This window comes from Micromonospora matsumotoense (genome assembly GCF_050951065.1).
Classification (GTDB): Bacteria; Actinomycetota; Actinomycetes; order Mycobacteriales; family Micromonosporaceae; genus Micromonospora; species Micromonospora matsumotoensis.
Genome location: NZ_CP192025.1, coordinates 197918 through 224746, shown reverse-complemented (window position 1 = coordinate 224746; position 26829 = coordinate 197918). Strand labels below are relative to the sequence as shown.

General features: G+C 73.2%; 20 protein-coding genes and 1 pseudogene. 13 read left to right on the top strand and 8 right to left on the bottom strand.

Annotated features, from left to right (window positions below):
- Positions 1–31 precede the first annotated feature (31 nt).
- Together ACQP1S_RS01105 and ACQP1S_RS01100 are read left to right on the top strand one after the other, a co-directional pair.
- The gene (locus ACQP1S_RS01105; RefSeq protein ID WP_432907678.1) at positions 32–1333 is read left to right on the top strand and encodes an adenylosuccinate synthetase; all 1302 of its coding nucleotides are present in this window, start codon (positions 32–34) and stop codon (positions 1331–1333) included.
- Positions 1334–1437: 104 nt separating this feature from the next.
- Entirely contained in the window at positions 1438–2055 is a 618-nt protein-coding gene (locus ACQP1S_RS01100) for a DedA family protein (protein WP_432902147.1), read from the top strand.
- 80 nt (positions 2056–2135) lie between these two features.
- On the opposite strand, the gene ACQP1S_RS01095 is transcribed toward ACQP1S_RS01100, so the two are convergent.
- Positions 2136–3368, bottom strand: coding sequence for a HEAT repeat domain-containing protein (locus ACQP1S_RS01095; RefSeq protein WP_432902145.1), 1233 nt, complete (start codon positions 3366–3368; stop codon positions 2136–2138).
- A 167-nt stretch (positions 3369–3535) separates the two neighbouring features.
- Complete coding sequence (locus tag ACQP1S_RS01090; RefSeq protein WP_176739162.1) at positions 3536–4174, bottom strand: TetR/AcrR family transcriptional regulator; 639 nt, start codon at positions 4172–4174, stop codon at positions 3536–3538.
- Positions 4175–4252: 78 nt separating this feature from the next.
- Here ACQP1S_RS01090 and ACQP1S_RS01085 point away from each other — a divergent pair, with 78 nt between their 5' ends.
- The 4 genes from ACQP1S_RS01085 to ACQP1S_RS01070 all read left to right on the top strand — a co-directional run bounded on the left by ACQP1S_RS01085 (position 4253) and on the right by ACQP1S_RS01070 (position 9073).
- Positions 4253–4705, top strand: a complete 453-nt coding sequence (locus ACQP1S_RS01085) for an SCP2 sterol-binding domain-containing protein (RefSeq protein ID WP_432902142.1) — start codon at positions 4253–4255, stop codon at positions 4703–4705.
- A gap of 2 nt (positions 4706–4707) precedes the next feature.
- Positions 4708–5922: an acyl-CoA dehydrogenase family protein gene (locus ACQP1S_RS01080; protein ID WP_432902140.1), complete on the top strand. Its 1215-nt coding sequence runs from the start codon at positions 4708–4710 to the stop codon at positions 5920–5922.
- A 151-nt stretch (positions 5923–6073) separates the two neighbouring features.
- Positions 6074–7639 carry an AMP-binding protein gene (locus ACQP1S_RS01075; RefSeq protein WP_432902138.1) on the top strand — a complete coding sequence of 522 codons (1566 nt, stop codon included), beginning with the start codon at positions 6074–6076 and terminating at the stop codon, positions 7637–7639.
- A gap of 204 nt (positions 7640–7843) precedes the next feature.
- Positions 7844–9073, top strand: coding sequence for a serine hydrolase domain-containing protein (locus ACQP1S_RS01070; protein ID WP_432902136.1), 1230 nt, complete (start codon positions 7844–7846; stop codon positions 9071–9073).
- Positions 9074–9241: 168 nt separating this feature from the next.
- Here the strand turns inward: ACQP1S_RS01070 and purD are convergent, their stop codons facing one another.
- The 3 genes from purD to ACQP1S_RS01055 form a co-directional block, all read right to left on the bottom strand.
- Positions 9242–10492 (bottom strand): phosphoribosylamine--glycine ligase, encoded by a 1251-nt coding sequence (purD, locus tag ACQP1S_RS01065; RefSeq protein WP_432902134.1) that lies wholly within the window; start codon positions 10490–10492, stop codon positions 9242–9244.
- Positions 10493–10748: 256 nt separating this feature from the next.
- Positions 10749–11696 carry a type IV toxin-antitoxin system AbiEi family antitoxin domain-containing protein gene (locus ACQP1S_RS01060; protein WP_432902132.1) on the bottom strand — a complete coding sequence of 316 codons (948 nt, stop codon included), beginning with the start codon at positions 11694–11696 and terminating at the stop codon, positions 10749–10751.
- A 175-nt stretch (positions 11697–11871) separates the two neighbouring features.
- Positions 11872–13161 carry an adenylosuccinate synthase gene (locus tag ACQP1S_RS01055; protein WP_432902130.1) on the bottom strand — a complete coding sequence of 430 codons (1290 nt, stop codon included), beginning with the start codon at positions 13159–13161 and terminating at the stop codon, positions 11872–11874.
- Positions 13162–13284: 123 nt separating this feature from the next.
- Between ACQP1S_RS01055 and ACQP1S_RS01050 the strand changes: the two genes are divergently transcribed.
- Together ACQP1S_RS01050 and ACQP1S_RS01045 are read left to right on the top strand one after the other, a co-directional pair.
- Positions 13285–14298, top strand: a complete 1014-nt coding sequence (locus ACQP1S_RS01050) for a hypothetical protein (protein WP_363671559.1) — start codon at positions 13285–13287, stop codon at positions 14296–14298.
- A 1111-nt stretch (positions 14299–15409) separates the two neighbouring features.
- A pseudogene (locus ACQP1S_RS01045) lies at positions 15410–16828 on the top strand (chromosome partitioning protein); the annotation flags it as partial.
- Positions 16829–17033: 205 nt separating this feature from the next.
- Here ACQP1S_RS01045 and ACQP1S_RS01040 read toward each other — a convergent pair.
- Positions 17034–17462, bottom strand: a complete 429-nt coding sequence (locus ACQP1S_RS01040) for a DUF3151 domain-containing protein (RefSeq protein WP_091252168.1) — start codon at positions 17460–17462, stop codon at positions 17034–17036.
- Between the two features lie 388 nt (positions 17463–17850).
- Here ACQP1S_RS01040 and ACQP1S_RS01035 point away from each other — a divergent pair, with 388 nt between their 5' ends.
- Positions 17851–19056: an LOG family protein gene (locus ACQP1S_RS01035; protein WP_432902127.1), complete on the top strand. Its 1206-nt coding sequence runs from the start codon at positions 17851–17853 to the stop codon at positions 19054–19056.
- A gap of 87 nt (positions 19057–19143) precedes the next feature.
- Here the strand turns inward: ACQP1S_RS01035 and fbaA are convergent, their stop codons facing one another.
- On the bottom strand, positions 19144–20166 hold the full coding sequence (gene fbaA / locus ACQP1S_RS01030) for a class II fructose-bisphosphate aldolase (RefSeq protein WP_091252172.1): 1023 nt from the start codon (positions 20164–20166) through the stop codon (positions 19144–19146).
- A 144-nt stretch (positions 20167–20310) separates the two neighbouring features.
- On the bottom strand, positions 20311–20694 hold the full coding sequence (locus ACQP1S_RS01025; protein ID WP_432902124.1) for a phage holin family protein: 384 nt from the start codon (positions 20692–20694) through the stop codon (positions 20311–20313).
- Positions 20695–20818: 124 nt separating this feature from the next.
- Between ACQP1S_RS01025 and ACQP1S_RS01020 the strand changes: the two genes are divergently transcribed.
- The 4 genes from ACQP1S_RS01020 to ACQP1S_RS01005 all read left to right on the top strand — a co-directional run bounded on the left by ACQP1S_RS01020 (position 20819) and on the right by ACQP1S_RS01005 (position 26796).
- Positions 20819–21031, top strand: coding sequence for a hypothetical protein (locus ACQP1S_RS01020; RefSeq protein ID WP_091252178.1), 213 nt, complete (start codon positions 20819–20821; stop codon positions 21029–21031).
- A gap of 91 nt (positions 21032–21122) precedes the next feature.
- A complete protein-coding gene (locus ACQP1S_RS01015; RefSeq protein ID WP_432902122.1) occupies positions 21123–22685 on the top strand; it encodes an LPXTG cell wall anchor domain-containing protein in 1563 nt (520 codons plus the stop codon).
- 161 nt (positions 22686–22846) lie between these two features.
- On the top strand, positions 22847–24286 hold the full coding sequence (locus ACQP1S_RS01010) for a 3' terminal RNA ribose 2'-O-methyltransferase Hen1 (RefSeq protein WP_432902120.1): 1440 nt from the start codon (positions 22847–22849) through the stop codon (positions 24284–24286).
- Entirely contained in the window at positions 24283–26796 is a 2514-nt protein-coding gene (locus tag ACQP1S_RS01005) for a polynucleotide kinase-phosphatase (RefSeq protein WP_432902118.1), read from the top strand. The genes ACQP1S_RS01010 and ACQP1S_RS01005 overlap by 4 nt, the downstream gene beginning before the upstream one ends.
- Positions 26797–26829: the final 33 nt, after the last annotated feature.

The window sequence follows — 26829 nt, the reverse complement described above, 5'->3', positions numbered from 1 at the left end:
CCCGGACCGGCCCGGACCCGGCCGGCACGTGATCGTCGTCGACCTCGGTTACGGCGACGCCGGCAAGGGCACCGTCGTGGACTGGCTCTGCGCGACCCGACCCGTGCACACCGTGGTGCGGTTCAACGGGGGCGCGCAGGCCGCCCACAACGTCGTGCTGCCCGACGGCCGGCAGCACACGTTCGCCCAGTTCGGGGCGGGGACGTTCCACCCCGGGGTGCGCACCCACCTGGCCCGCCAGCAGGTGGTGGACCCGCTGGCGCTGGCCGCCGAGGCCGACCACCTCGCCTCGGTCGGGGTGCCCGACGCCCTCGACCGGCTCACCGTCGACGGGGAGGCGCTGCTGGCCACGCCGTACCACCGGGCCGCCAACCGGCTCCGGGAGATGGCCCGGGGCGCCGGCCGGCACGGCTCCTGCGGGCTGGGGGTGGGCGAGTCCGTCCGGTACGGGCTCGCCCACCCCGACGAGGCGCCCCGGGTGGCCGACTGCCGGGACCCGGAGTTGCTGCGCCGCCGGCTCACCGGGCTCCGGGACCGGCTCACCGCCGAACTCGGCCCGCTGGACGCCCCGCCGGTGGCGGACTGCCTGCCGGCGTTCACCGGCTTCGCCGCCCGGGTGGCGATCGTCGACCGGTCCTACCTGGCGGGCGTGCTGCGGGCGGAGAGTTGTGTCTTCGAGGGGGCGCAGGGGGTGCTGCTGGACGAGTGGCACGGCTTCCACCCGTACACGACGTGGAGCACCACCACCTTCGCCAACGCCGAGGCGCTGCTGGCCGAGGCGGGGGCGGCCGGGTCGGCGTACCGGCTGGGGGTGTTGCGGACGGTCACCACCCGGCACGGGCCGGGCCCGCTGGTCACCGAGGACCGGACCCTGCCGTTGACCGACCCGCGCAACCCGACCAACCCGTGGCAGGGCCGGTTCCGGTTCGGCCACTTCGACGCCGTCGCCCACCGGTACGCCCTGGCGGTGGCCGGCGGGGTCGACGGGCTGGCCCTCACCCACCTCGACCTGACCCGCCCCGACCCGGCCGGGCCCGACTCCGCCCGTCCCGCGCTGCGGCTCTGCCGCCGCTACGAGGACGTCGACCGGTTACCCCCCGGCCCGCCCGGCGACCTGGACCGGCAGGCGGCCCTCACCGCCCGCCTGCTGCGGACCCGCCCGGTGTACGACGCCCCGCCCACCGACTGGCCGGCCGCGGTGGCGGAGGCACTGGCCGCCCCGGTGGTGCTCACCTCGCACGGTCCCACCGCCGCCGACAAGCGGGAGCACACCCCGCCGGCCGGCGATCCGCTCCCGGCCCCGACCGGCGACCTGATCCCGCAGAAGACCTGATCCACCGCCCCGACCGGCGGCCCGATCCGGCGACTCCGCCCCGACCGGCGACCTGATCCGGCGACTCCGCCCCCGGCCGGTGGCGCAGCGTCGAGCATGGGGGCATGCAGTCGGTGCTCGACCTGCTCCACCACACCGTCACCTCACCCTGGGTGTACCTGGTGATCTTCGTGGTGACCGCGGTCGACGCGTTCTTCCCGGCGATGCCCGGCGAGACCGTGGTGATCACCGCCGGGGTCTTCGCCGCCAGCGGCGAGCCGAACCTGACCGCCGTGATCGCGGTGGCGGCCCTCGGCGCGCTCGCCGGCGACCACGTCTCGTACGGCATCGGCCGGGGCGGCGGCGCGCACCGGCTGGCCCGGCTGCCCGACGGCAGCCGCCGCCGGACCGGCTCGGACTGGGCCCGCCGGGCGGTGGACCGGCGGGGCGGCTCGATCCTCACCACTTCCCGCTTCGTGCCCGGTGGGCGGACCGCCGTCACCCTGACCATGGGTGCCGTCCGGTATCCGCTCCTGCGCTTCCTGCTCTTCGACAGCGTCGCCGCCGCCGTCTGGAGCCTGTACTGCGGGCTGCTCGGCTACTTCGGTGGGCTGGCCTTCGAACGCGACCCGGTCCGGGGGCTGCTCACCGGCATCGGTCTCTCGCTGGCCGTCACCGGGTTGTGGGAGCTGGCCCGCTGGTGGCGTTACCGGGCCCGCCGCCGCGCTGCGGCCCGCCAATGACCGTCCGACCACCATCGGCCACGCCGGCTCGCCGCGCACCGGCACCACGACCACCGGGAAGACCGCCGGCGGATCGCCGGTCATCGAGGCGGAGCCGAGCCGTCATCCAGGTAGGCACGCAGCTTCGCCGGGTCGCCGGGCAGTCCACGGCTGGCGACCAACTGGGAGAAGTTGCCGAAGGTGTGCGCCCCGATCCGCCAACTGCCGGGCGACCCGGCCAGCGTCTCCACCAGCCGACGCTGCCGGTCGGTCAGGTCGGTCGCGGGCGTGCCGGCGGGGAGCGGGCCGTCGGGGAACGCCATGGTGAGCGCCTGGGCCACCACCGGCAACGCCTCGGTGCCGGAAACCGTGGGAATCCGGCCCAGCAGCACCTCGAAGCCCGCACCGGCATGGTCGGCACCGAGCTGCCGCAACGCCAGGCCGGCGTGACCGGCCAGGTCACCGTCGAGGAACGGCACCCCCTCCGCGCTCTCCCCCCGACCGCCGGCCCAGGTCATCAGCTCGTCGATGGTCGCCGGGTCGGCGGTCGGGCCGAGCACCCGGGCCCGACCGACCGCCGCACCCCAGCGGATCACCGGGCGGGCATCGGTGAGCAGGGCCGAATCGGGAGCGACACCGAGCAGCCCGAGCGCGACTGCGGCGGTCCCGACCGCCACCGCCCGCGCCGCCCCGTCCGGCGCGACGTCGGGGGCGGCTTCGATCAGGGCGGCCAGTGCCGGCACGCTGCCCGCCGCGTCTTCCGGGAACCACGCCAACGCGTGGGCGGCACCCGCCCGCAGCGCCGGGTCGGGTCGGGTCAACAGCTGCCGGAACAGCGGTACGCCCGCGCGCACCGCGTCGTATGCGGCCAGCGTGATGTGGGCGTACAGCCGCTCCTGGTCGGCCCTGGAAAGCGAGCCGACGTAGACGTAGTCGCCCTCGTCCTCGTCGAACTCCGGGTCTCCGGGGTGGGGGGCGGCGGCGAGCAGGGCGGCACCACCGACCGCGACGCGGCGCAGCTCGGCCACGGGCAGGTTGTCGGGGAGCCAGGTCCCGTCGTCCTCGATGGCCAGCGCGACGAGCAGGGCGAGCAGCTCGGACGGCTCCGCAGTGGCCGGATCGGCCAGCAACTCCAACAGGAACGGCACCGCATAGGCGGTGGCCTCGTAGCGGGTGCCCTGGTGGAAGATGTTGCCGTAGAGGTCGTGCCGGGCCCTGTCCCGGACGGCCGGGTCGGCCGAGGCGAGCGCCCGGAGCTGCGCGGGCACGTCGTCCGCCGGGCCGTACGCGTGGGAGAGCCGGGACCAGTCGATCTCGTCGATACCGTTCAGCACCCGGTGATCCTCGCAGTCGGCTCCGACAGTCCGGCGACGTGCTGCCCGCCGGCCCAGACAGTGCCGGCCCGACCGGTACCGCCTGACCAGTGCCGGGCCGAGCGGCCGGCGAACGTGGCGACGCATCCGGCCCGGCCGGCCCACTACCGGGTGGCCACCGATAGCGGTCAGTCCACCGGCGGCCGCCAGGTGACGCCGTCGAGGAGTTGGGCCGCGCCGAGCCAGGCGACGTTCATCATCCGGGTGGCGGTCTTCTCCGGCTCGGCCTCGGGGTGGTCGGCCAGCCAGTCCGCCAGCGATTCGCTCGCGCCGACCAGGGCGTAGGCGACGACCTCCAGTTCGGTCCCGGCGACCTCCCGGCCCCGGGCGCGCAGCGCGTGGTCGAGCATCCCGGCGACCACCTCGACCAGCCGGGCGCGCATCGCGGCCAGTTCGGCGGCGAACGGTTGGGAGCCCCGGGCCTGCCGGTAGAGCACGGCCCAGCCGTCGCGGTGCGCCCCGACGAAGCCGAAGAAGGCCCGCAGCCCGCGCCAGAGCCGCTGGTCGGCGGGGAGGTCGGGGGCGGCGGCCCCGGCGATGGCCAGCATCATCCGGGCGGTCTCCCGGTGCAGGCAGGCGATGAACAGCTCCTCCTTGGTGCCGAGGTAGGCGTAGACCATCGGCTTGGAGATGCCCGCGTCCTCGGCGATCTCGTCCATGCTGGCGGCGTGGAAGCCGCGTCGGGAGAAGACCTTGACGGCCGCGTCGAGCATCTGCTGCTCGCGTACGGCCCGGGGAAGGCGCTTGAAGCTGGGTGTGCTGGACACTCTTGCAAGCATACCTACTCGTGCGTAAGGTTACGCTGGAGTAACCAAAACTGTCCGCCCCGAGAGGTGCAATTTTCCATGACTGACTTCGACCCGGCCAACTTCGCCAACTACGGCCCCAAGGAGTTCGCCCAGCTGGTCAAGTCCACCCCGGACGACAAGATCGTCGAGGTGATGTCCGGCGACCTGCGCGGCAAGGTGCTCAGTGAGGTCTTCGGCCGGATGCCGCAGTTGTTCCGCGCCGACCGGGCCGGCACGACCAACGCCGTGATCCACTGGAACATCACCGGCCGCCCCGACGGCGGCACCGACACTTACGAGATCGCCATCGCCGACGGCGCGTGCACCGTCAACGAGCCACCGCAGCACGACCCGAAGCTCGCCCTCACCATGGGCCCGGTCGAGTTCCTCAAGATCGTCTCCGGTGGGGCCAACCCGGTGATGATGTTCATGACCGGCAAGCTCAAGGCCAAGGGTGACCTGGGCCTGGCCGCCAACATCGCCAACCTGTTCGACATCCCCAAGGCCTGACGATGGCCGAATTCTCGCTCGACCTGAACGAGGAACAGCGGGATCTGCGGGACTGGGTGCACGGCTTCGCCGCCGAGGTCGTGCGCCCGGCCGCCGCCGAGTGGGACGCCCGGGAGGAGACCCCCTGGCCGATCATCCAGGAGGCGGCCAAGGTCGGCCTGTACGGCTTCGAGTTCCTCGCCACCTGCTGGGCCGACCCCACCGGCCTGTCCCTGCCGATCGCCAGTGAAGAACTCTTCTGGGGCGACGCCGGCATCGGCCTGAGCCTCTTCGGCACCGCGCTGGCGGTGGCCGCCATCTATGGCACCGGCACCCCCGACCAGATGGTCGAATGGGTGCCGCAGTGCTTCGGCACCGTCGACGCACCCGCCGTCGCCGCGTTCTGCACCACCGAGCCGGAGGCCGGCTCCGACGTCTCGGCCATGCGCAGCCGCGCCGTCTACGACGAGGCCACCGACGAGTGGGTGCTGCGCGGGCAGAAGGCGTACGCCACCAACGGCGGGATCGCCGGCGTGCACGTGGTCACCGCCTCCGTCGCGCCCGAACTGGGCTCGCGCGGGCAGGCCGCGTTCGTCGTACCGCCGGGGACGGCCGGGCTGCACGCGACCCGCAAGCTCAAGAAGCTCGGCCTGCGCGCCTCGCACACCGCCGACGTGTTCCTCGACGACGTCCGGGTGCCGGGGCGTTGCCTGCTCGGCGGCAAGGACGCGCTGGACGAGCGCCTGGCGCGGGCCCGGTCCGGCCAGCGGGCCAGCGGCCAGGCCGCGATGCGCACCTTCGAGCTGTCCCGGCCGACCGTCGGCGCGCAGGCCCTCGGGGTGGCCCGGGCCGCCTACGAGTACGCCCTCGACTACGCCAAGGACCGGGTCCAGTTCGGCCGGCCGATCATCGAGAACCAGGCCGTCGCGTTCGCCCTGGCCGACATGCGGATGGAGATCGACGCCGCCCGGCTGCTGGTCTGGCGGGCCTCCTGGATGGGCCGCAACAACCGGCCGTTCACCGCCGGCGAGGGCTCGATGTCCAAGCTCAAGGCGGGCGAGGTGGCCGTCTCGGTGACCGACCGGGCGGTGCAACTGCTCGGCGGGGCGGGCTTCCTGCGCGACCACCCGGTCGAGCGCTGGTACCGGGACGCCAAGATCTACACCATCTTCGAGGGCACCTCCGAGATCCAGCGGCTGGTCATCTCCCGCGCCATCTCCGGCGTCCAGATCCGCTGACCGTCGCTGCCGGTCGACGGCCCGGTCACCAGTTGTCCACGACGGGCGACGCCGACTGGGCGGTCGGCCGGCAACGACGCATGATCGGGAAAGGAGTCCCTGGTGAGGGCCCAGGCCGGGCCCACGTCGCACCCCGAAGGAGGCCCGCCGAATGGACCTGCCGTTCATCGTGGCCACGTTGACCAAGCGGGGGCTGCTCAACCCCGGCCGCCCCGTCCGGGTCGCCGCACAACTCAGCGCGCTGCGCAGGTGGGGCTGGGGGATGGCCGGCGAACTGCGGCAGGCCGCCGCCCGGGACCCCGGCCGGGTCGCCGTCGTCGACGAGCACGGCCACGAACTCACCTACCGGGAACTGCTCGACCGGGCCGAGCGGCTGGCCAGGTCGATGCGCAGCGGGCTCGGCGTGCAGGCCGGGGACCGGGTCGGGTTGCTGTGTCGCAACCACCACTGGCTCGTCGAGGGCATCGTCGCCGCCACCCTGCTCGGCGCCGACGCGGTGCTGGTCAACACCGGGCTGTCCGCCGCACAGCTCGCCACCGTCGCCGAGGAGCAACGCCTCAAGCTGCTGGTGCACGACACCGAGTTCGCCGAGCGGGTCCTCGGCATCCCCGCCGAGGTGCACCGGGTCGACGAACACGGGCTCACCGACCTGATCGCCGCCGCGCTCCCCGGCGACCGGCTCGCCCCGCCCGACCAGGACGGCCGGACCATCGTGCTGACCTCCGGCACCACCGGCACCCCCAAGGGCGCCCGCCGGCCCGTCCCGACCGGCTTCGGCCCACTGGTGTCCATCATCGACCGGATCCCGCTGCACGCCCGGGACACCGTGCTGATCGCCGCCCCGATCTTCCACACCTGGGGGTACGCCGCACTCCAGGTCGCCTTCGCGCTGCGCGCCACCATCGTGCTGCACCGCCGGTTCGACCCGGCCGCCACGCTGGACGCGCTCGTGACGCACCGGTGTCAGGGGCTCTTCGCCGTACCGGTGATGCTGCAACGCCTGCTCGACGTGCCGGCACCGGAACCCCGGCCGGCACTGACGGTGGTCGCGGTCAGCGGCTCGACGCTGCCCGGCGACCTCACCACCCGGTTCATGGACACCTACGGTGACGTCCTCTACAACCTGTACGGCTCGACCGAGGTGTCCTGGGCCGCCATCGCCGGCCCCGCCGAGCTGCGCCGGGCACCGACCACCGCCGGTCGCCCCCCGCACGGCACCCGGCTGGAGATCCTCGACGCCGACGGCGTTCCGGTGCCGGCCGGGCGGGTCGGCCGGATCCTGGTGGGCAACGAGATGCTGTTCGAGGGCTACACCTCGGGGGCCCGCCGGGAGACCCACGACGGGCTGCTCGACACCGGTGACCTCGGCCGGGTCAACGCCGACGGGCTGCTCTTCGTCGACGGCCGGGCCGACGACATGATCGTCTCCGGCGGGGAGAACGTCTTCCCGTCCGAGCTGGAGGACCTGCTCGTCCGGCTGCCGCAGGTCCGCGAGGCCGCCGTGCTCGGCGTGCCGGACCCGGAGTACGGCCAACGGCTCGCCGCCTTCCTCGCCCTGCACCCCGGCGAGACCCTCGACCCCGAGGCGGTACGCGAGTACGTCCGGCACTACCTGGCCCGGTTCTCCGTACCCCGGGATGTGATCTTCGTGAAGTACCTGCCGCGTAACGCCACCGGCAAGGTGCTCACCCGGGAACTCCGCCGCTACTACGGCTGACCCGCCCCTGACCCGCGGGGCGACGGTCTGCGGGTGGGCCGACGAGCGCCGGGCGAGGTCACTGCCGGCGCAGGACCGGCGGGTGCCCGGGTGGGCTCCGATGGCGGGCCGCCGGCCGGGGTGGTCTCCCCGAGCCGACGATCGGGGTGCGGCGGGGGACTCTCCCCGATGTCGTCGCTCCCCGTGACCGGCAGGCTCGACGCCATGAAGATCATGAATCGGCGTACCGTCCTCGTCGCCACCACGCTCGGCGCCCTGCTCGGCGTCACGACGCCCGGTACGCTCGCCGCAGCCGCCCCCGTCCCTGCTCCCGCCGCCGCCTCTGGTTCCACCGCCTCCGGCTCCGGTTCGGACGGGCGTCGCGGTGGTTCGGGCTGCCGACCCGGCACCCTCGACCCGACCCCCGTCCAGCAGGCGATAGCCGGGTTACCCCAGGCCGACGCGACCAGCGCCCAGGTCCGGATCACCACCCCGGACGGCTGCTGGACCGGCACCAGCGGCGTACGGGACCTACGCAGCCAGGCACCCGTGCCGCCGCACGCCCGGTTCCGGGTCGGCAGCGTCACCAAGACCTTCACCGCCGTGCTGGTGCTGCAACTCGCCGCCGAGGGGCGGATCGACCTCGACGCGCCGGTGCAGCGGCTCCTTCCCGGGCTGCTCCCCGCCGACTACCCGACCGTCACCGTCCGACAACTCCTCGACCACACCAACGGGCTGCCCAGCCCCAGCGTTCCCGACGGCATCGAGTGGCAGCTCGCCCACCGGTACGACCGGTGGACCCCGGAACAGCTGGTCCGGCTCGGGCTGCACCACCCCCGCGAGTTCGACCCCGGCACGAAGCAGCACTACACCAACATGGGCTACATCGTCGCCGGAATGATCATCGAGAAGATCACCGGCCACTCCTACGCGACGGAGCTGGACTGGCGGATCGCCCGGCCGCTCGGCCTGCACGACACCTACGCGCCGGGCGACGACCCGCGCATCCGTGGCCCGCACGCCCACGGCTACCAGACCGTCGTACGGGACGGTCGGACGGAACTGGTGGACGTCACCACCTGGAGTCAGACCTTCACCCCGGCCGCCGGCAACGTCATCTCCAGCCTGACCGACCTGGACACCTTCTACACGGCGCTGTTCGCCGGCCGGATGGTGCCGCCGGCCCAGCTGAACACGATGTTCACCCTGCCGGCCGTCCGGGACGTGAGCGGCGGACCGGCCCGCTACAGCGTCGGCCTCACCGCGTTCCCGCTGCCCGACGGCGAGACCCTGTGGATCAAGACCGGTTCCCGGTACGGCTACCTCGCCGGAGTCGCCTCCACCCGGGACGGCCGGTTCCGGGTGGAGTACTCGATCACCGGCACCGACGCCAAGGGCGAGGAACTCGGTGCGACCGCCCAACGGGTCATCACCGCCGCCCTGTCCCTGCTCTGACGGCTGGCCCGGAGGACGACCCGGTGGCCCGGCGACGCCCGTCGCCGGGCCGGTGATCCGGTGACCGCCCCTGGACAGGCCCGCTGCACCACCAGCGGTCACCAGCAGCACCAGCGAGGCCAGGATCAGCAGGCAGCCCCGGACGGTGAGTCGGCAGCCGCCCGGGAATCAGTCCGGGACGGTGATCCGGCCGTCGATCGCGGTGGCGGCGATGTCACCACGATGGTGCGAACCCGCCAGCTCGATGCCGCGTACCAAGGCGTAGGCGGCATCGCGGGCGGCGGTCAGGTCCGGGCCGGTGGCCGTACCGCAGAGGACCCGGCCACCGGCGGAGACCAGCGCGCCGTCCGCGGCCCGGCGGGCGGTGCCGGCGTGGATGACCCCCGGGTGGTCGGCACCGGTGATCACGTCACCGGTGCGCGGCGTGGCCGGATAGCCCTCGGCCGCGACCACGACGGTGACGGCCGCACCGGTACGCCAGCGCAGCGGCGGGTGCGCAGCCAGCGTGCCCGTCGCGGCGGCGTGCAGCAGCCCGGCCAGTGGCGTCTCCAGCAGCGCCAGCACCACCTGGGTCTCCGGGTCACCGAAGCGGGCGTTGAACTCGATCACCCGGGGACCGGCGGCGGTGAGCGCCAGCCCGACATAGAGCAGGCCGCCGAACGGGGTGCCCCGACGGCGCATCTCGGCCAGCGTCGGGTGGACCACGTCGGCCATCACCTCGTCGACCAGGCCGGACGGCGCCCACGGCAGCGGCGCGTACGCCCCCATGCCGCCGGTGTTCGGGCCGGCGTCGCCGTCGCCGACCCGCTTGAAGTCCTGCGCGGGCAGCAGCGGCAGGGCGGCCTCACCGTCGGTCACCACGAAGAGCGACACCTCGGGACCGGACAGGTACTCCTCGATCACCACCCGGCCGCACTCCTGCGCGTGCCGCAGCGCGGCGGCCCGGTCGTCGGTGACCACCACCCCCTTGCCGGCGGCCAGGCCGTCGTTCTTCACCACGTACGGCGTCCCGAACTCATCCAGCGCCCGCCCGACGCTCTCCGCATCGGTGCAGGTGTACGCGCGGGCGGTCGGCACCCCCGCAGCCGTCATGATCTCCTTGGCGAAGGTCTTCGACCCCTCCAGCCGGGCCGCCTCGGCCGACGGGCCGAACGCGGGGATGCCCTTGGCGCGTACCGCGTCGGCCACCCCGGCCACCAGCGGTGCCTCCGGCCCGATCACCACCAGGTCGGCACCGACCTCCACGGCCAACTCGGCGACCCCGGCCGGATCGACCGGATCGACCTGCCGCAGCTCCGCCACACCCGCGATCCCCGGGTTACCGGGTGCCGCGAACAGGACCTCGACAGCCGGATCCTCGACCAACCCCAGCGCGAGCGCATGCTCCCGCCCGCCACCACCCAGAAGAAGTACGCGCACGGCGACGAATCCTACCCACCACCCCCCAACCCACCCCATCCTCCCCACCCCACCCCGGCTCTCCCCGCCTCGCCCTGCTCGGCTCGCCCCCGGTGATCAAGAGGTTTAGGTCAAGTTGGAGATCAACTTTGACGTAAACCTCTTGATCGACTGACGCAGACCTCTTGATCACCGGGCTGGGAGGGGCGGAGTGGGCAGGGCGGGGTGGAGGGGTGGAGGGGTGGAGGAGTGCGGGGGTGGGGGGTGGGGGGGTGGGCTAGTGCGGGGTTCTGGAGCGGGGTGGGCTGCGGGTGGCGGACATGGCCTGGCGGACCGTGTGGGGGATGCAGTCCGGGCGGAGAGCGTCGGACCAGGTGAATCGGAGGATTCGCCAGCCTGCGTTGACCAGGCGGTTCTGCCGGCGACGATCGGTGAAGAGTGCCTCCGGCGTACCGTGCGGGCCCATTCCGTCGGCCTCGGCGATCAGCCGGGCGGCACGCCAACCCAGGTCACCGATGCCGAGCAGATGGCCGTCCTCGTCGCGCACCTCCTGTTGCAGCGCGTCGGGTGGAACACCCCCGTCGACGCACCGCAGTCGTGCCCAGGTCTCCAGGGGTGACTGGGCCCGCCCGTCCGCCTCGCCGAGATGACTCCTGGCCGCCGGGGCGCCTCGTCGGCCTCGGATCAGCGCCGGTGCGGTCGCCAGGTCCTCCGGGGTGACGAGCCCTCGGTTCAACGCCGAGTCGAGCACCGACACGGCCGGGTACCGGTCCAGCCGAAGAATCGCATCCGTCACCGTACGCAAGGGTGATGTCGTGGGGATGCCTGCCACGTCGACGATGTCATCGGGGCGCACGGTCAGTTGGTGGACCACGAGTGAGGGATCGGTGAGCCGCTGCGGCCGGGGGCGGTCCACGGGCACCGAGACGTGGACGGCGGAGCTCCGGCGCGGTACGGCGATGCCGTGCAGCTCCAGCGCGCTGTCGAGGACCGCGAAGGCTCGCGGACCGAGGCTGACCACCGCCGCCCGGATGCGGATCCGGCCGGTGACCGCATCGGGTGGCTGCCCGCCCGGCACGAAGCAACCACGGGACAGCCGTCTCCACCGGCCGGAGCGGCAGAGCTGTCTGATGTGGTCACGGGTCAGACCGGCCGCGAGGGCCTGCGACGTGGTGACCATCCCGTCCTGCCCGAGGGCGACACGATGGATGAGTTCGAGCGGCATCACCGCCCCACCCTCACCCGCCACCCACAGGCACTTCGACCCCTGTGGATAAATCTGTGGATAACTTCCGCGACTCAGCTGGTGATCAAGAGGTTTACGTCAAATACGAGCACTCTCATGACGCAAACCTCTTGATCACCCAGGCGGGGCGGGGCAGAGGCCGGGGCGGGGCGGGTTAGGGGAGGAGTGGGTGGCGGACCACGTTTTCTTCGCGGCCGGGGCCTACGCCTACCACGCTGACGCGGGTGCCGGTGATTTCCTCGATGCGGGCGATGTAGCGGCGGGCGTTCTCCGGCAGCTCGTCCTCGGTGCGCGCCTTGCTGATGTCCTCCCACCAACCGTCGTGCTCTTCATAGATCGGGGTGGCGTGGTGGAAGTCGGTCTGCGTCATCGGCATGTCGTCGAAGCGTTCGCCGTTGATCTCGTACCCGATGCAGAGCGGCACCTTGGGCAGGCCGGTGAGCACGTCCAGCTTGGTGATCACCAGGTCGGTGACGCCGTTGAGCCGGCAGGAGTACCGGGCCACCACGGCGTCGAACCAGCCGCAGCGGCGCTCCCGGCCGGTGGTGGTGCCGTACTCGTGACCGATCTTGCGCAGGTGCTGGCCGTTGTCGTCGAACAGCTCGGTCGGGAACGGGCCGGACCCGACCCGGGTGGTGTACGCCTTGCTCACCGCGATGACCCCGGTGATCGCGGTCGGCGGGATGCCCGCACCCACGCACGCCCCACCGGCCGTCGGGTTCGACGAGGTCACGAAGGGGTAGGTGCCGTGGTCCATGTCGAGCATGGTGGCCTGGGCACCCTCCAGCAGCACCGTCTCGCCCCGGTCCAGGGCGTCCCAGAGCATCACCCGGGTCTCGGCGATGTACGGCCGCAGCCGCTCCGCGTACCGCAGGTACTCCTCGACGGTCTCCTCGACGTCGATCGCCTTGCGGTTGTAGACCTTGAACAGCAGCTGGTTCTTCTCGCGCAACGCGAGTTCCAGCTTCTTGCGCAGGATGCCCGGGTCGAGCAGGTCCTGGAGCCGGATGCCCATCCGGGCGACCTTGTCGCCGTACGCCGGGCCGATGCCCCGCCCGGTGGTGCCGATCCGGGCGGACCCGAGGTAGCGCTCCACCACCCGGTCCAGCGCGCGGTGGTGCGGCATGATCAGGTGCGCGTCGCCGGAGATCCGCAGCCGGGACACGTCCACCCCGCGCTCGGCGAGCCCGTCGATCTCGGCGAGCAGCACCTTCGGGTCGACCACCACCCCGTTGCCGATGACGATCATGGCGCTCGGTGAGAGCGCGCCCGACGGCATCAGGTGCAGCGCGTACTTCTGCCCGTCCGGGGTGATCACGGTGTGGCCGGCGTTGTTGCCGCCGGAGTAGCGCACGACGTAGTCGACCCGCTCACCCAGCAGGTCGGTAACCTTGCCCTTGCCCTCGTCGCCCCACTGAGCGCCGATGAGCACGATCGCTGGCATCTTATCCGCCTCCAGAAGGCTCGGGTGCCAGGTGGCGACCGGTTGGCGAGCCCGGGGTGTCAGGCTAACAAGTAGGGACGGCGTGGCCAGCAGGGGTTCGCGTCGGAGGTCAGGAGGCCCGGTTTGTACGACGTGGTGCTGCTCACCCTCGGCTCGGAGCGGGACGCTCCCGGTGGAGGCTGTGGCAGCGGCGACGCCTGCTGCGGCGGCACCTCCGACCCCACCGGGAAGCCGCCCGCCGAGCCGGGCGGGGAGCGCTGCGAGACACCGCGCGTGCCGGTGCTGGCCTGCGCGGACGCGTTGACCGCCCGGGGTGCCCGGGTGGAGACGGTCATCGCCCGCTCCGACGCCGAGGTCGACGAGGTGCTGGCCCGGCTGGACGCTCCGGCCCGCCCCGACGGCCTCACCTGGCCCGACCCGGACAGCAAGGTCCGGCTGGTCGTCGCCACCGCCAGCGACGCCCAGTTGCGCGCCGTCGTGCGTCGGCTGGTCCGCCGGTACGCCCCACCGCCAAGCCGCCGCCCCGCCGAGCTGGCCGGCAACCGTACGGTGCCCGACCTGCCGCCGATCGGCGTACTCCCGCTCGATCCGGCCCGGGGTGGCCCGCACCGGGACCTGGCCGCGCAGCTCGGCCTGCCCCGGGACCCGGCGGCGGTGGCGGCGGCCGTGCTCGACGGCGGCGTACGCCGGCTCGACCTGCTGCGCAACGACGGCGGCTCGGTGACCCTGGACGGCGCGTTGCTCGGCGCGGCCGACGACGCGGGCCGGCCGCTGCACTGGCGTGGCCGGGTGGAGGTGGACGACGCGGTGCTCACCGACGGCGCGGACCCGATCCTGGCCTGCGCGATCGGCAATGCCGGCGGGTACGCGACCCTCGACTCGCTGCCGTTGCTCACCACCGGCGACCCGACCGACGGTCTGGTGGAGGTCGCGGTGGCCGTTCCCGTGCCGACCCGCGCCACGTTGGGTAGGAAGAAGAAGATCCGCTACGAGGTACGCCGGGCCCGGGGCCGGGCGGTGGCCGTGATCCCCCGCGACGAACGGGTGCCCTTCCTCGACGACGGGGTCGAGGGCGAGTTGAGCCGGAAGCGGTCCTGGTGGACCGAGCCCGGGGCCTGGGCGGTCTTCACGGGCTGACCACCACCCGCGTGTCGTCACCCGGCGTGACGGGAACGGGACGGCCTATCCTCGGCGGGAGGAATGGGGAGGAGCCGTGGTGGACGACAACGCCGACCGGGCAGGACTGCCCGGCCAGCAGCCGGTGCCGGAGCGGGACATCGAACCGCTCTGGCCGCCGGACCCGGCCGAACCGGTGCCGCACTGGGCCGGTGAACCCCCGCCGGCCTTCCCGCCGACGGCGTACCCGTCGCTCTCGGCGGAGGTGACTCCGACACCTACCGACGGTGGCTGGGCCCCGCCCGGGGACGGTTGGACACCCGCCCACCCGGACCCGACCCCCACCCCGAACCTCCCACCGAGGTACGACGGCCTCCCCGGCTACGACACCCCGACCGGATACGCCCCTTCCTCCGGATACGACGACCAGGCCGGATACCACCCCCCGCCCAGGCACGACGACCCGCACCCCACCCCGTCGGCGGGGTATCAGGGATCGGCGGAACACCACGCCCCGAGGGCGCACCGGGGGCCGGCAGAACACCAAGAACCGGCGGAACACCGCAGGCCGGAGCGGCGGGCAGGGCGGGGCCGGTCCGGGCGGGTGGACCTCGATCTGCCCTTCACCCTGGACCCGTCGCTCGCCGGCCCCCCGTCGCCGCCGGCCGGACCTGGCCAGCTGCCCGGTCCGTCGACGGATGTGCACCCGCCGAGCCCTCGCAACGGCCCGCCCCACCCCGTCCCACCGGCCCACCCGAGCAACGGAAACGTCGTGCCCCACGGAACTGACCCGACCGAATTGAATCTTGGAAGGTTCGGGCCCCTCCAGGGGCCGAAATCCTCCAAGATCCACGATGCTGGATCGGATGCGACAGGCGTGCCGGCGATACCGACACAGCCGGCGGGCCGGAGTGAATCCCCATGGGCGCTGCCGCCCCAACGGCTCTCGGTCGGAGCCGAAGAACCCGGCAGGGCCGAGGATCCGGGCAGAGGCAGCGCACCGGATGGTGCTGGGTGGACCGGCGGTGCTGAGGGAACCGGCGGCGCTGAGCGGGCCAGCGGTGCTGAGGTACCGGGCAGGGCCGGGGAGTCCGGAAGAGCCGGACAGCCGGGCGAAGGAGCAGAATCGGGCGGCGTCGACGAGGTGGTGCCCGGTACGGCCGTAGGGGTTGGCGCGGTTGGCCACCCATCGACAGCAGAGCCCGGTGCGGTGTCGTCCGAGCCGCAGCCGCCGTCGGAACACCCGCCAGCAGCAGGCGTGCCGGCGGTTCCCCCACTCCCGGCACCCACCGCGCCGCCACTCCCGCCGCCGCTGCTCACCGCACCCGGTCCCACCGGATGGCCCGGACCCATCAGCGGCTCCGGCCCCGATCACCCCGGGCCCACCGGAGCCGGACCGGCAGATCCCGGATCGGTCCGACCGGGGTCGATCGGACCCGAAGGACCCATGCCGCCCCGCCAGCAGTCACCCGGTCAGCAGTCACCCGGCGAGCAGTCACCCGGCGGCTGGTACCGGTCGTCCTGGCCGGAGCAGCCAGGCTCGGCCGGGACGCCCCCGGCCGCCTATCCCGACCCGGCGACCCCGGCCGGCTACCCGGAGCTGGGGTGGTCGCCGGAGAGTGGGATCGCGCCGACCGCCGAGGACTTCGCCCGCCGCCGGCAGATCCGGCCGGCCGACCCGATCGCCACGATGGGCGTGCGGGCTGTGGTCAACCGGATCGGCCTGGTCAAGCTTCCGCCGGGGCAGCACGAGCAGGAGGTGAAGCGGGACATCGAGATGGTGCGCCGCAACTTCGGCGGGCTGCGCCAGGTGACCGTGGTCAACCCCAAGGGCGGCGCCGGCAAGACGGTGGCCATCCTGCTGCTCGCGATGACCTTCGGGCAGAAACGCGGCGGCTACGTGCTGGCCTGGGACAACAACGAGACCCAGGGCACCCTGGGGATGCGGGCGCAGCAGGACTTCCACTCCCGTACGGTCCGGGACATGCTGCGCGACCTCGGGCAGTTCCAGGGGCCGCACGGCCGGATCGGGGACCTGTCGCAGTACGTCCGCTCGCAGGGCGAGGGGATGTTCGACGTGCTCGCCTCGGACGAGTCGGCGACCGGGGGCGAGATGCTGACGGCGGCGGCGTTCGCCGAGATCCGCGAGGTGGTGAGCCGGTTCTACAAGCTGATCTTCGTGGACACCGGTAACAACGTCCGGGCGCAGAACTGGCAGGCCGCGATGGACGCCACCGACCAGTTGGTGGTCACCATGTCGGCCCGTAACGACTCGGCGGAGACGGCCGCCCGGATGCTCGACCATCTGGAACAGAGCGGCCGGCACCGGCTCGTCCGGCAGGCGGTGACGGTGGTGTCGATGCCGCCGTCCCGCAAGGAGATCGACCTGCCGGCCATCCAGGAACACTTCGCCGCCCGGACCAGGGCGGTGCTGCTCGCGCCGTACGAGCGGCTGATCGACACCGGCGAGCCGATCCGGTACGGCGGGCTCTCCTCGGCCTCCCGGGACGCCTGGCTGAAGATCGCCGCAGCGGTGGCCGAAGGGCTCTGAACTGCCCGATCGGCGGTACGACGCCACGGGGTGATCGCCCCGACGGCACCGGGAACCGACACGCCGGCCCGCCCCCACGTGCTGTCGGGGGCGGGCCGGCGACGGTCGGGGCGGGCTACTGCCCGTCAGACCGGCCGACGCGGGTGACCACGGGCCGACCCACCCGACGGCAGTCAGCCGGTCGGGTCGGGCGCTGGTTGGCCGGTCAGGCGCTGGCGAGGGCGTCCCCGGCCGCCGGGTCGCAGTCGCGGAGGAACTGGGCGCACCGGGCGGCCTCGTCCGCCTCGCCGATCTCCCCGGCGGCCCGGGACAGGACGTAGAGGCAGCGCAGGAAGCCCTCGTTCGGGGTGTGCGACCACGGGACCGGGCCGTGCCCCTTCCAGCCGCTGCGCCGCAACTGGTCCAGGCCACGGTGGTAGCCGGTGCGGGCGTACGCGTACGCCGCGATCACCTGGCCGCTGTCCAGGGCTCGGGTGGCCAGCGCCGCCCAGGCCGCACTGTGGGTGGGAAAGCGGGCCGCGACCTCGGCGTACGCCTCGTCGGTGCCCTGCTCGGCGGCGGCGTCCAGCGCGGCGTCCGCCTCTTCGTGCACGGGCAGGAGGGTGGCCGGAGGCTCAGGCAACAGGTTCTGCATCGCCCCATTCAACCCGCTTCGCCCCGCACCGCGCGAGGGGGTCGGGTGCATACGCTGGCTGAACGGTGGAGGTCTACGTCACGCCGGGGACCCGATCGGGTGAACCCTCGGCCGACCGTACCGGCCCTGCGGTCGTACCGGCGACCCTCGCGGCTCGGATGATCCACCCCAGCGGCCCCGCCGGTCGGCCCTGCGGCCCATGCCGCACGGAGATATTTTCCACTACAACTATTGGTCCGGAGCCTCCCCAGGACCCGGTTACGCAGGAGCCCGGTGACCTCGGTCGCCGGGCTCCTGTCGTCGGTGCCCCGGCCGTCGCAGGGTGGGGGCGGGACGTCGGTGCCCCCGCCGCCGCGCGGTGGTGGCGGGGTGGGGGCAGGATGGCGGGGTGCCGACCCCACCTCCCGCGGACGTCATCGCGCCGCACGACACCAGTCATGACGAGATCGAGACCCGGGCCGAGTTCGACCGGCACCTGGTCGCCGGCAGCCTCGCCGGCTTGACCGTGCAGGGGCTCCGCCTCGACCTCGATCCGATTCCCGACCTGACCGCCACCGAGGTGGCCGGCACCCTCTTCGTGGGCTGCCGGTTCGCCGGCCGGGAGGTCGGAGCCGACCTGGTCCGGCGCGGGGCGAACGTGGTGCCGCCCTTCTCCGGCCTGCCCTACCCGACCCAGCCGGCCCACCTCTACACCCCCACCGACCTGGCCGAGGGGTTCGCCGGCGGCGGGTTCGTCGGGATGTACGACACCCGGGTCTACGCGCACTTCCGTGCCCACGGTGGCGCCCTGCCCGACGTGAAGGAGGCGCTCGGTCAGCGGTTGCACGACCACGGCGTGGACAACGCCCTGGCCGATGCGACCCGGACCTGGCTGTCCACCCACGGGCCGCAGTCAGTGGTGGGGGTGATGGGCGGGCACGCGGTGCCGCGCGGCAGCGTGCCGTACCGGATGGCGGCGGTGCTGGGTTGGGAGCTGGCACGGGCCGACCGGCTGGTGGTGACCGGCGGCGGCCCGGGGGTGATGGAGGCGGCCAACCTGGGCGCGTTCCTGGCGGCCTGGCCGGCGCGGGAGTTGGACGCCGCGATCGACCTGCTGGCGGTGGCCCCCGACTTCACCGACCACGACCGGTACACGGCCGCCGCGCTGGCGGTCCGGGACCGTTACGTCGCCACCGTGCCGCAGCAGCGGGGGGCCGGCCTGGACTGGGCCCGCTCCGGCGGGCTGGCCATCCCCACCTGGCTGTACGGGCACGAACCGGCGAACCTGTTCGCCGGTCGGATCGCCAAGTACTTCTCCAACGCCATCCGGGAGGACACCATCCTGCGGCTGGCCCGGGGCGGGATCGTCTTCGCGCCCGGCCGGGCCGGCACCGTGCAGGAGGTGTTCCAGGCGGCGACGAAGACGTACTACGGCACGGACGGCGCGAGCGGGGCGTACGTCTTCCTGGACCGGGCGTACTGGACCCGGGAGCTGCCGATCGAGTCGTTGTTGCGCCCGCTGTTCGCCGGTTCGCCGGCCGGTGACCTGTCCGCCAGCATCCACCTCACCGACGACGTCCACGAGGCCGTCCGGGTGCTCACCGCGACCGCCTGACGGCCGTCCCGGCCACCGTCGTGGCCGGGCCCCGACGGCGACGGCCGGCTCCCGAGGGGGAGCCGGCCGTCGACAGGGTACGAACTGTCACTTCATCCGGGTGCCGGTGGAACGCAGGTGCTCGCACGCCTCGATGACCCGGGTGGCGAGACCGGCCTCGGCCAGCTTGCCCCAGGTACGCGGGTCGTACTGCTTCTTGTTGCCGACCTCGCCGTCGATCTTGAGGACGCCGTCGTAGTTGCGGAGCATGTGGTCCGCGACCGGCCGGGTGAAGGCGTACTGGGTGTCGGTGTCGATGTTCATCTTCACCACGCCGTAGTCGAGCGCCTCCCGGATCTCCTCCAGCAGCGAGCCGGAGCCGCCGTGGAAGACCAGGCTGAGCGGCTTGTCCTTGCCGTACTTGGCGCCGACCGCCTCCTGGATCTGGTGGAGGATCTCCGGGCGGAGCTTGACGTTGCCCGGCTTGTAGACGCCGTGCACGTTGCCGAAGGTCAGCGCCGCCATGTAGCGGCCCTTCTCGCCCAGGCCCAGCGCCTCGACCATGGCCAGGCCGTCCTCGACGGTGGTGTAGAGCTTGTCGTTGATGGCGTTCTCGACGCCGTCCTCCTCGCCACCGACGACGCCGACCTCGATCTCCAGGACGATCTTGCCCTTGGCGGCCTCGTCGAGCAGCTGCGCGGCGATCTGCAGGTTCTCCGCCACCGGCACGGCCGAGCCGTCCCACATGTGCGACTGGAACAGCGGCTCCTGGCCGCCCTTCACCCGCTCCTGGGAGATGGCCATCAGCGGCCGGACGAACCCGTCCAGCTTGTTCTTCGGGCAGTGGTCGGTGTGCAGCGCGATGTTGACCGGGTACTTCTTGGCCACCTCGTGCGCGTACGCGGCGAAGGCCACCGCACCGGTCACCATGTCCTTGACGGACGGCCCGGACAGGTACTCGGCACCACCGGTGGAGACCTGGATGATGCCGTCGCTCTCCGCGTCGGCGAAGCCCTTCAGCGCCGCGTTCAGGGTCTGCGACGAGGTCACGTTGATCGCGGGGTACGCGTACCGGCCGGCCTTGGCCCGGTCCAGCATCTCCGCGTAAGCCTCGGGGGAAGCGATGGGCATGTGAAAAGCTCCTTACTTACCGCTCTCGGCCGCGCTGGCCGCTGTCTTCCATCGGTGCGCCGGACCGCGCTGTCCACCGTCGGCAGTATCCCGCAGGAGGCGACGGCGGGCACCACCGCCCCGGGGACCGTCCACCCGTCGGCCTCACCGGCGCTCCCACCGGTCGGGCACGGCGACGCTGATCAACCAGGTCACCACGGCCATCACGATGGCCCCCCAGAAGGCGGCCCAGAAACCGTCCACCCGGAACGGCAGGTCGAGGGCGCGCGCGAGCCGATCGGTCAGCAGGAACAGCAACGCGTTCACCACCAGCGCGAACAACCCGAGGGTGAGCAGGTAGAACACACAACCGACCACCTTGATCACCGGCTTGAGGATGGCGTTGACCACACCGAAGATCAGCGCCACCACGAGCAGGGTGAGGGCGGTGTTCGCGCCGTTTTGGCCGGTGACGTCGACCCCGGGCACGATCAGCGTGGTGACCCACAGCGCGATCGCCGTGATCACCAACCGGATCAGGAAACCCACCGACCCATCCTGACACCGGCCGGCGTTCCCGGTAGGGCGTTCCCGCGTTCCCGCGCCCACCGGGCGACCTGCGCCCCCAGCCCGTACGGTGGGGTGGACAGGCCGCCGGCACCAGGGAGGGACGATGGGTCAGCCCGACGAGGACTTCATCCCGAGCGACCACCTCGACCCGGAGGAGCGCGACCCGGAGGCCGAGCCGGCCGACGCGGTCGAGCAGGCCGCGGTGATCGGCCCGGACGAGACCGACGCCGAGCCGCACCGGGGCCTGGAGGTCGCCGACTGGGACGCGATGGAGCAGGCCCGGGTGGTCACCGCCGACGAGGACGACTACCGCTGAGGGCGGGAGGACGTCGGCGTGGCGGGGCAACGCGCAATGCGGTCAGCGTGAGAGGCTGACCACTTTCCGCAACCTCCCCGGAGGACAGCCCATGCCCCGGCATCACCTGCAGCGGTGGTTCGCCGCGCTCGCCGCCGCCAGCGTATTCGCCACCGCCGCGCCCACCACCACCGCCGGGGCCGCCGCGCCCACCATGGCCGGTCCCACCGCCACCGGGCCCACCACCGCCCTGGCCGCCGACACGCTGCAGGTCGCATCCCGGAACCTGCTGGTCGCCCCGGGGCACAGCGGCACGGGCGACGTCCGGGTCTATTTCGACGGCCCCCTCGCCCGCAGGGGCATCGTGGTCCATGTCGACCTGGACCTGTCCGACGTGAACGCGATCGGCAGCGTCACCGCCGGAAGCCGCGGCTGGGGCTGCGGACGGCACGGCGAGAAGCTGCGCTGCATCGCCCAACTCAACGAATGGGGCCGGCCGCCGACCCTGCTCTTCCAGGTGGCGGCCCGATCCGATGCGGCACTGGACTCGCGGGCCGCGCTGCGCATCGTCGCCACGACGGTCGGGGTCAGCACCACCCGGACCATCACGGTCGGCGTCACCGAGGGAACGGACCTGCAGACCGCGCCGACGACCGCGCTGAGCGTCGACCCCGGCGACTGGGTCGAACTGGCCAGCACCGTGCGCAACGCCGGGCCCGATCCGGTCCGCGGCGCCGTGCTCACCCTGCACAGCGACTGGCTGTTGAAGTACGGCGGCGAGTTCCGCAACTGCCGCTTCCAGGAGAACACCCCGCTCATCTGCCACTTCGACACGGAACTCGAACCGGGCGTCACCTACCGGCTCTCCGCGTCACTGCCGTTCCATACGTACCCGATCGCCCGCACCGGTCTGGTGGTGACCAACCGGCTCCAGTGGTGGACCACCGACGACTGGGCACTGGTCGAGAAGGAGCCGAGCGAGCCGCTACCGCCCACCACCCCCGGCACCGGCGGCGAGTTGCGTCTGGTCGCGCAGACCTCCGCAGCGCGGACCGACACCGACACCTCGAACAGCTGGACGGATGTCCGGGTGACCATCACCGGCGACCGGCGGGCCGACACCGCCGCCGTGGGCGGCCAGGCCCGGGCGCGGGTCGGCGACCGGGTGACGTTCACGGTCGGCCTCCGCAACCTGGGGCCGGCGGTGGTGGAGACCTGGCGGGAGGTCCCCCTGGTGCGGGTCACCATCCCGGAAGGCACGACGGCGGTCGCCGTGCCATGGTGGTGCGCCCCGCCCACCGACGGGGACTGGCCCGGCGGCCATGACGGCCAGTTGGGTGCCCGTGCCTACGCCTGCAGCGGCCCCGGGGACCTCGCCGGGGTCGGTGAGACCATCCCGTACGAGTTCACCCTGCGCGTCGACCGGCTGGCGCGGCGGACCGCGGGGACGGTGACCATCGACATCGACGCCGACACCGATCCCCGCAACGACCGGGCGGAGATCGTGATCCTGCCGGCTGCCGACGGTAGTGGTGGCGGAGAGCCGGACGGGGACGGTTCACTGCCGATCACCGGCAGCGCCACCGTGCCCCTCGTCGTCCTCGCTGGACTGCTGCTCGCCGCCGGCCTCGGCGGTTACCTGGTGGCCCGCCGCCGGACCCGCTTCGTGGCCTGACGCTCCTCCGCCCCACCACCGCCGCCCCGCCGACCCGCCCGGGTCGGCGGGGCGCTCCGCGTCACCGCCCACGAATCCCACAGCGCCGGTCGCCGGTCACGTCACCTCGGGGGCCGGGAAACCGGGCGGCGCGGGATCGGCCACCCTGGGAGCATGGGCGCGTGCTGCTCACCCTGACCACCACCCACCGGCCGGCGACCGATCTCGGTTACCTGCTGGTCAAGCACCCCGACCGGGTGCAGGAGTTCGACCTGCCGGCGGGCACCGCGCACGTCTTCTACCCGGAGGCGACGGAGCAGCGGTGCACCGCCGCCCTGCTGGTCGAGGTCGACCCGCAACGCCTCGGGGTGGGTCGGCGGCGGGCGGCGTCCACCCCGGAGAACTTCACCCTCGGGCAGTACGTCAACGACCGCGCCTACGCCGCGTCCAGCCTGTTGTCCTCCGCGCTGTCCACGGTGTTCCGCTCCGCGCTGCGCGGGGTGTCCCGGGATCGACCGGAGCTGACCGGCACGGCGATCCCGCTGAGCATCCGGGTGCCGGTGCTGCGCTGCAAGGGCGGTGCGGAGCTGGCGGTACGGATGTTCGCCCCGCTCGGCTGGGCGGTCACCGCAGCCCCGCTCCCGCTCGACGAACAGCACCCCGAATGGGGTGACAGCCGGTACGTCGACCTCTGCCTGACCGGCACGGTCCGGCTCGCCGACGCCCTCAACCACCTGTACGTCCTGCTGCCGGTGCTGGACGACGCCAAGCACTACTGGGTCGCGCCGGACGAGATCGACAAGCTGCTGCGGGCCGGTGCGGGCTGGCTGGCCGACCACCCGGACCGGACGTTGATCACCCGCCGCTACCTGGCGCACCGGCGGGCGCTGGCCGGGCAGGCGCTGGCCCGGCTGGCCGAGTTGCGGCTGGCCGACGTACCCGCGCCGGACGACAGTGTCGACGAGGCCACCGGCCCGGCGGGCGGCGACCCCCGGCGGGCGTCCCTGGCGGTACGGCGACGCGAGGCGGTGCTCGCCGCGCTGGCGGCCAGCGGGGCGAGCCGGGTGCTGGACCTCGGCTGTGGCGGCGGCGCGCTGCTCACCACGTTGCTCGCCGACCGGCGTTACACCGAGGTGGTGGGCGTGGACGTCGCCACCCAGGCGTTGACCACGGCGGCCCGTCGGCTGCGGCTGGACCGGCTGCCCCAGCGGCAGCAGGACCGGGTCCGGCTGTGGCAGTCGGCGCTGACCTACCGGGACGACCGGTTGCGCGGCTACGACGCGGCGGTGCTGATGGAGGTCGTCGAGCACCTGGACCCGGCCCGGCTGCCCGCGTTGGAGGATGCCGTGCTGGGTCACGCCCGGCCGGGCACGGTCGTGGTGACCACCCCCAACGCGGAGTACAACGTGCGTTACGAGGGGCTGCCGGCGGGACGCTTCCGGCATCCCGACCACCGGTTCGAGTGGACCCGCGCCGAGTTCGCCGGGTGGGTCGACCGGGTGGCCGCCGCGTACGGCTACACCGCCACGATCAGGGGGATCGGCGACCACGACCCCGAGCTGGGCCACCCCACCCAACTCGCCGTCCTCACCGCCACGGGCAGGCAGGAGACGACCCGGTGACCATCCTCGACATTCCCGAACTCGCCCTGGTGGCGCTGGTCGGCGTCTCCGGCTCGGGCAAGTCCACGTTCGCCGCCCGGCACTTCGCGCCCAGCCAGGTGCTCGCCTCGGACGCGTTCCGGGCGATGGTCGCCGACGACGAGAACGACCAGTCCGCCTCGGCCGACGCGTTCGGGGCGCTGCACCACGTGGCGGGTATGCGGCTGCGGCGGGGCCGGCTCACCGTGGTCGACGCGACGAACCTCCAGCCGCACGCCCGCGCCGGGCTGGTGCAGGTGGCCCGGGAGCACGACGTCCTCCCGGTGGCGATCGTGCTGGACGTGCCGGAGGCGTTGGCCTGGGAGCGGACCCAGGCCCGCGCCGACCGGGATTTCGGCCGGCAGGTGCTCGCCCGGATGCAGCATGACCTGCGCCGGTCGTACGGGCAGTTGGCCCGGGAGGGGTTCCGCAAGGTGCACGTGCTGCGGGGGGTCGAGGAGATCGACGCCGCGCGGATCCGACCGGAGAAGCTGTTCAGCGACCGGCGGGAGCTGACCGGGCCGTTCGACATCGTCGGTGACGTGCACGGTTGCCGGGCGGAGCTGGAGGAGTTGCTGGCACGGTTGGGCTTCGTGCTGCACCGCGACGACGCGGGTCGCCCGGTGGACGCGGTGCACCCGGCTGGTCGTACCGCCGTCTTCGTGGGTGACCTGGTGGACCGCGGCCCGGACTCCCCCGGCGTGCTGCGCCTGGTGATGGGCATGGTGGCGGCCGGGCACGCGATCTGCGTGCCGGGCAACCACGAGCACAAGTTGCTGCGCAAGCTGCGTGGCCAGGACGTCAAGCTCACCCACGGCCTGGCTGAGACGATGGCGCAGCTCGACGCCGAGGACCCGGCGTTCGTGACCGGGGCGGCGACCTTCATCGACGGCCTGGCCAGCCACTTCGTGCTGGACGGCGGCCGACTGGTGGTAGCGCACGCCGGGTTGAAGGAGGCCTACCACGGCCGCGCGTCGGGCCGGGTCCACTCGTTCGCGCTCTGGGGCGAGACGACCGGCGAGACCGACGAGTACGGCCTGCCGGTGCGTTACCCGTGGGCGCGCGACTACCGGGGTGCGGCCACGGTCGTCTACGGGCACACCCCGACCCCGACACCGGAGTGGATCAACAACACCCTCTGCGTCGACACCGGGTGCGTCTTCGGCGGGAAGCTCACCGCGCTGCGCTACCCGGAGCGGGAGCTGGTCGCGGTCGACGCCCAGCGCGAGTGGTACGCCCCGGCCCGGCCGCTGGTCAGCGCGCCGACCCGCCCGGACACCGTGCTCGACCTGGCCGACGTGACCGGGCGTCGGCACCTGGAGCACGCCTACGGGACGCTGACCGTGCCGGCGGAGAACGCCGCCGCCGCGCTGGAGGTGATGAGCCGGTTCGCGGTGGACCCGGGCCGGCTGGTCTGGTTGCCGCCGACCATGGCCCCGTGTTCGACGTCGACGGTGGAGGGGTTCCTGGAGCACCCGGCGCAGGCGTTCGGGGACTACCGGTCGGCCGGTGTGGACCGGGTGGTGTGCCAGGAGAAGCACATGGGTTCCCGGGCGGTGGTGCTGGTCGAGCGGGAACCCGGCCCGTTCGGCGGCGGGGTGGTGCACACCCGTACCGGCCGGCCGTTCTTCGGCCCGCCGTGGGACGGGGAGCTGCTGGACCGGGTCCGGGCGGCGGTCGGCACGGCCGGGCTGTGGGACGAGTTGGGCACCGACCGGCTGCTGCTGGACTGTGAGCTGCTGCCCTGGTCGGCGAAGGCGGACGGGCTGATCCGGGAGCAGTACGCCGGGGTCGGGGCGGCCGGCCGGGCGGCGTTGCCGGCGGCGCTGGACGCGCTGGAGGCGGCGAGCGCCCGCGGGTTGCCGGTGGACGCGCTGCGGGACCGGATGACGACCCGCCGGGCGGAGATCGAGGGCTACTCGGCGGCCTACCGGGCGTACGTGGCCCCCACCGAGGGGCTGCGCGGGGTGACGCTGGCGCCGTTCGCGGTGCTGGCCGGGGCGAAGGTGACCTTCACCGACCGGGACCACGGCTGGCACCTGGCGTTGGCCGACCGGCTCTGCGCGGCCGATCCGGAGTTCTTCACGCCGACCCGACGGCAGGTGGTGGAGCTGGCCGACGATGCGGCGGTGACGGCGGCCACCGACTGGTGGTTGGCGCTGACCGGGGCGGGCGGCGAGGGGATGGTGGTCAAGCCGTACGCCGGCCCGGCGGCCCGGTCGGCACGGGGTTCGCTGCTCCAGCCGGGGATCAAGTGCCGGGGCCGGGAGTACCTACGGATCATCTACGGCCCCGGTTACACCGATCCCGCCCAGCTCGCCGCGTTGCGTCGCCGCTCGCTGGGCCGCAAGCGGGGCCTGGCGCTGCGCGAGCACGCGCTCGGCCTGGCCGCCCTGGACGGCTACGCCGCCGACGTCCCGCTGTGGCGTCGACACGCGCTGGTCTTCGCGATCCTCGCCTGCGAGTCGGAGCCGGTCGACCCCCGACTCTGACGCGGCGGACAACGGTCGACAGCGACAGACAGG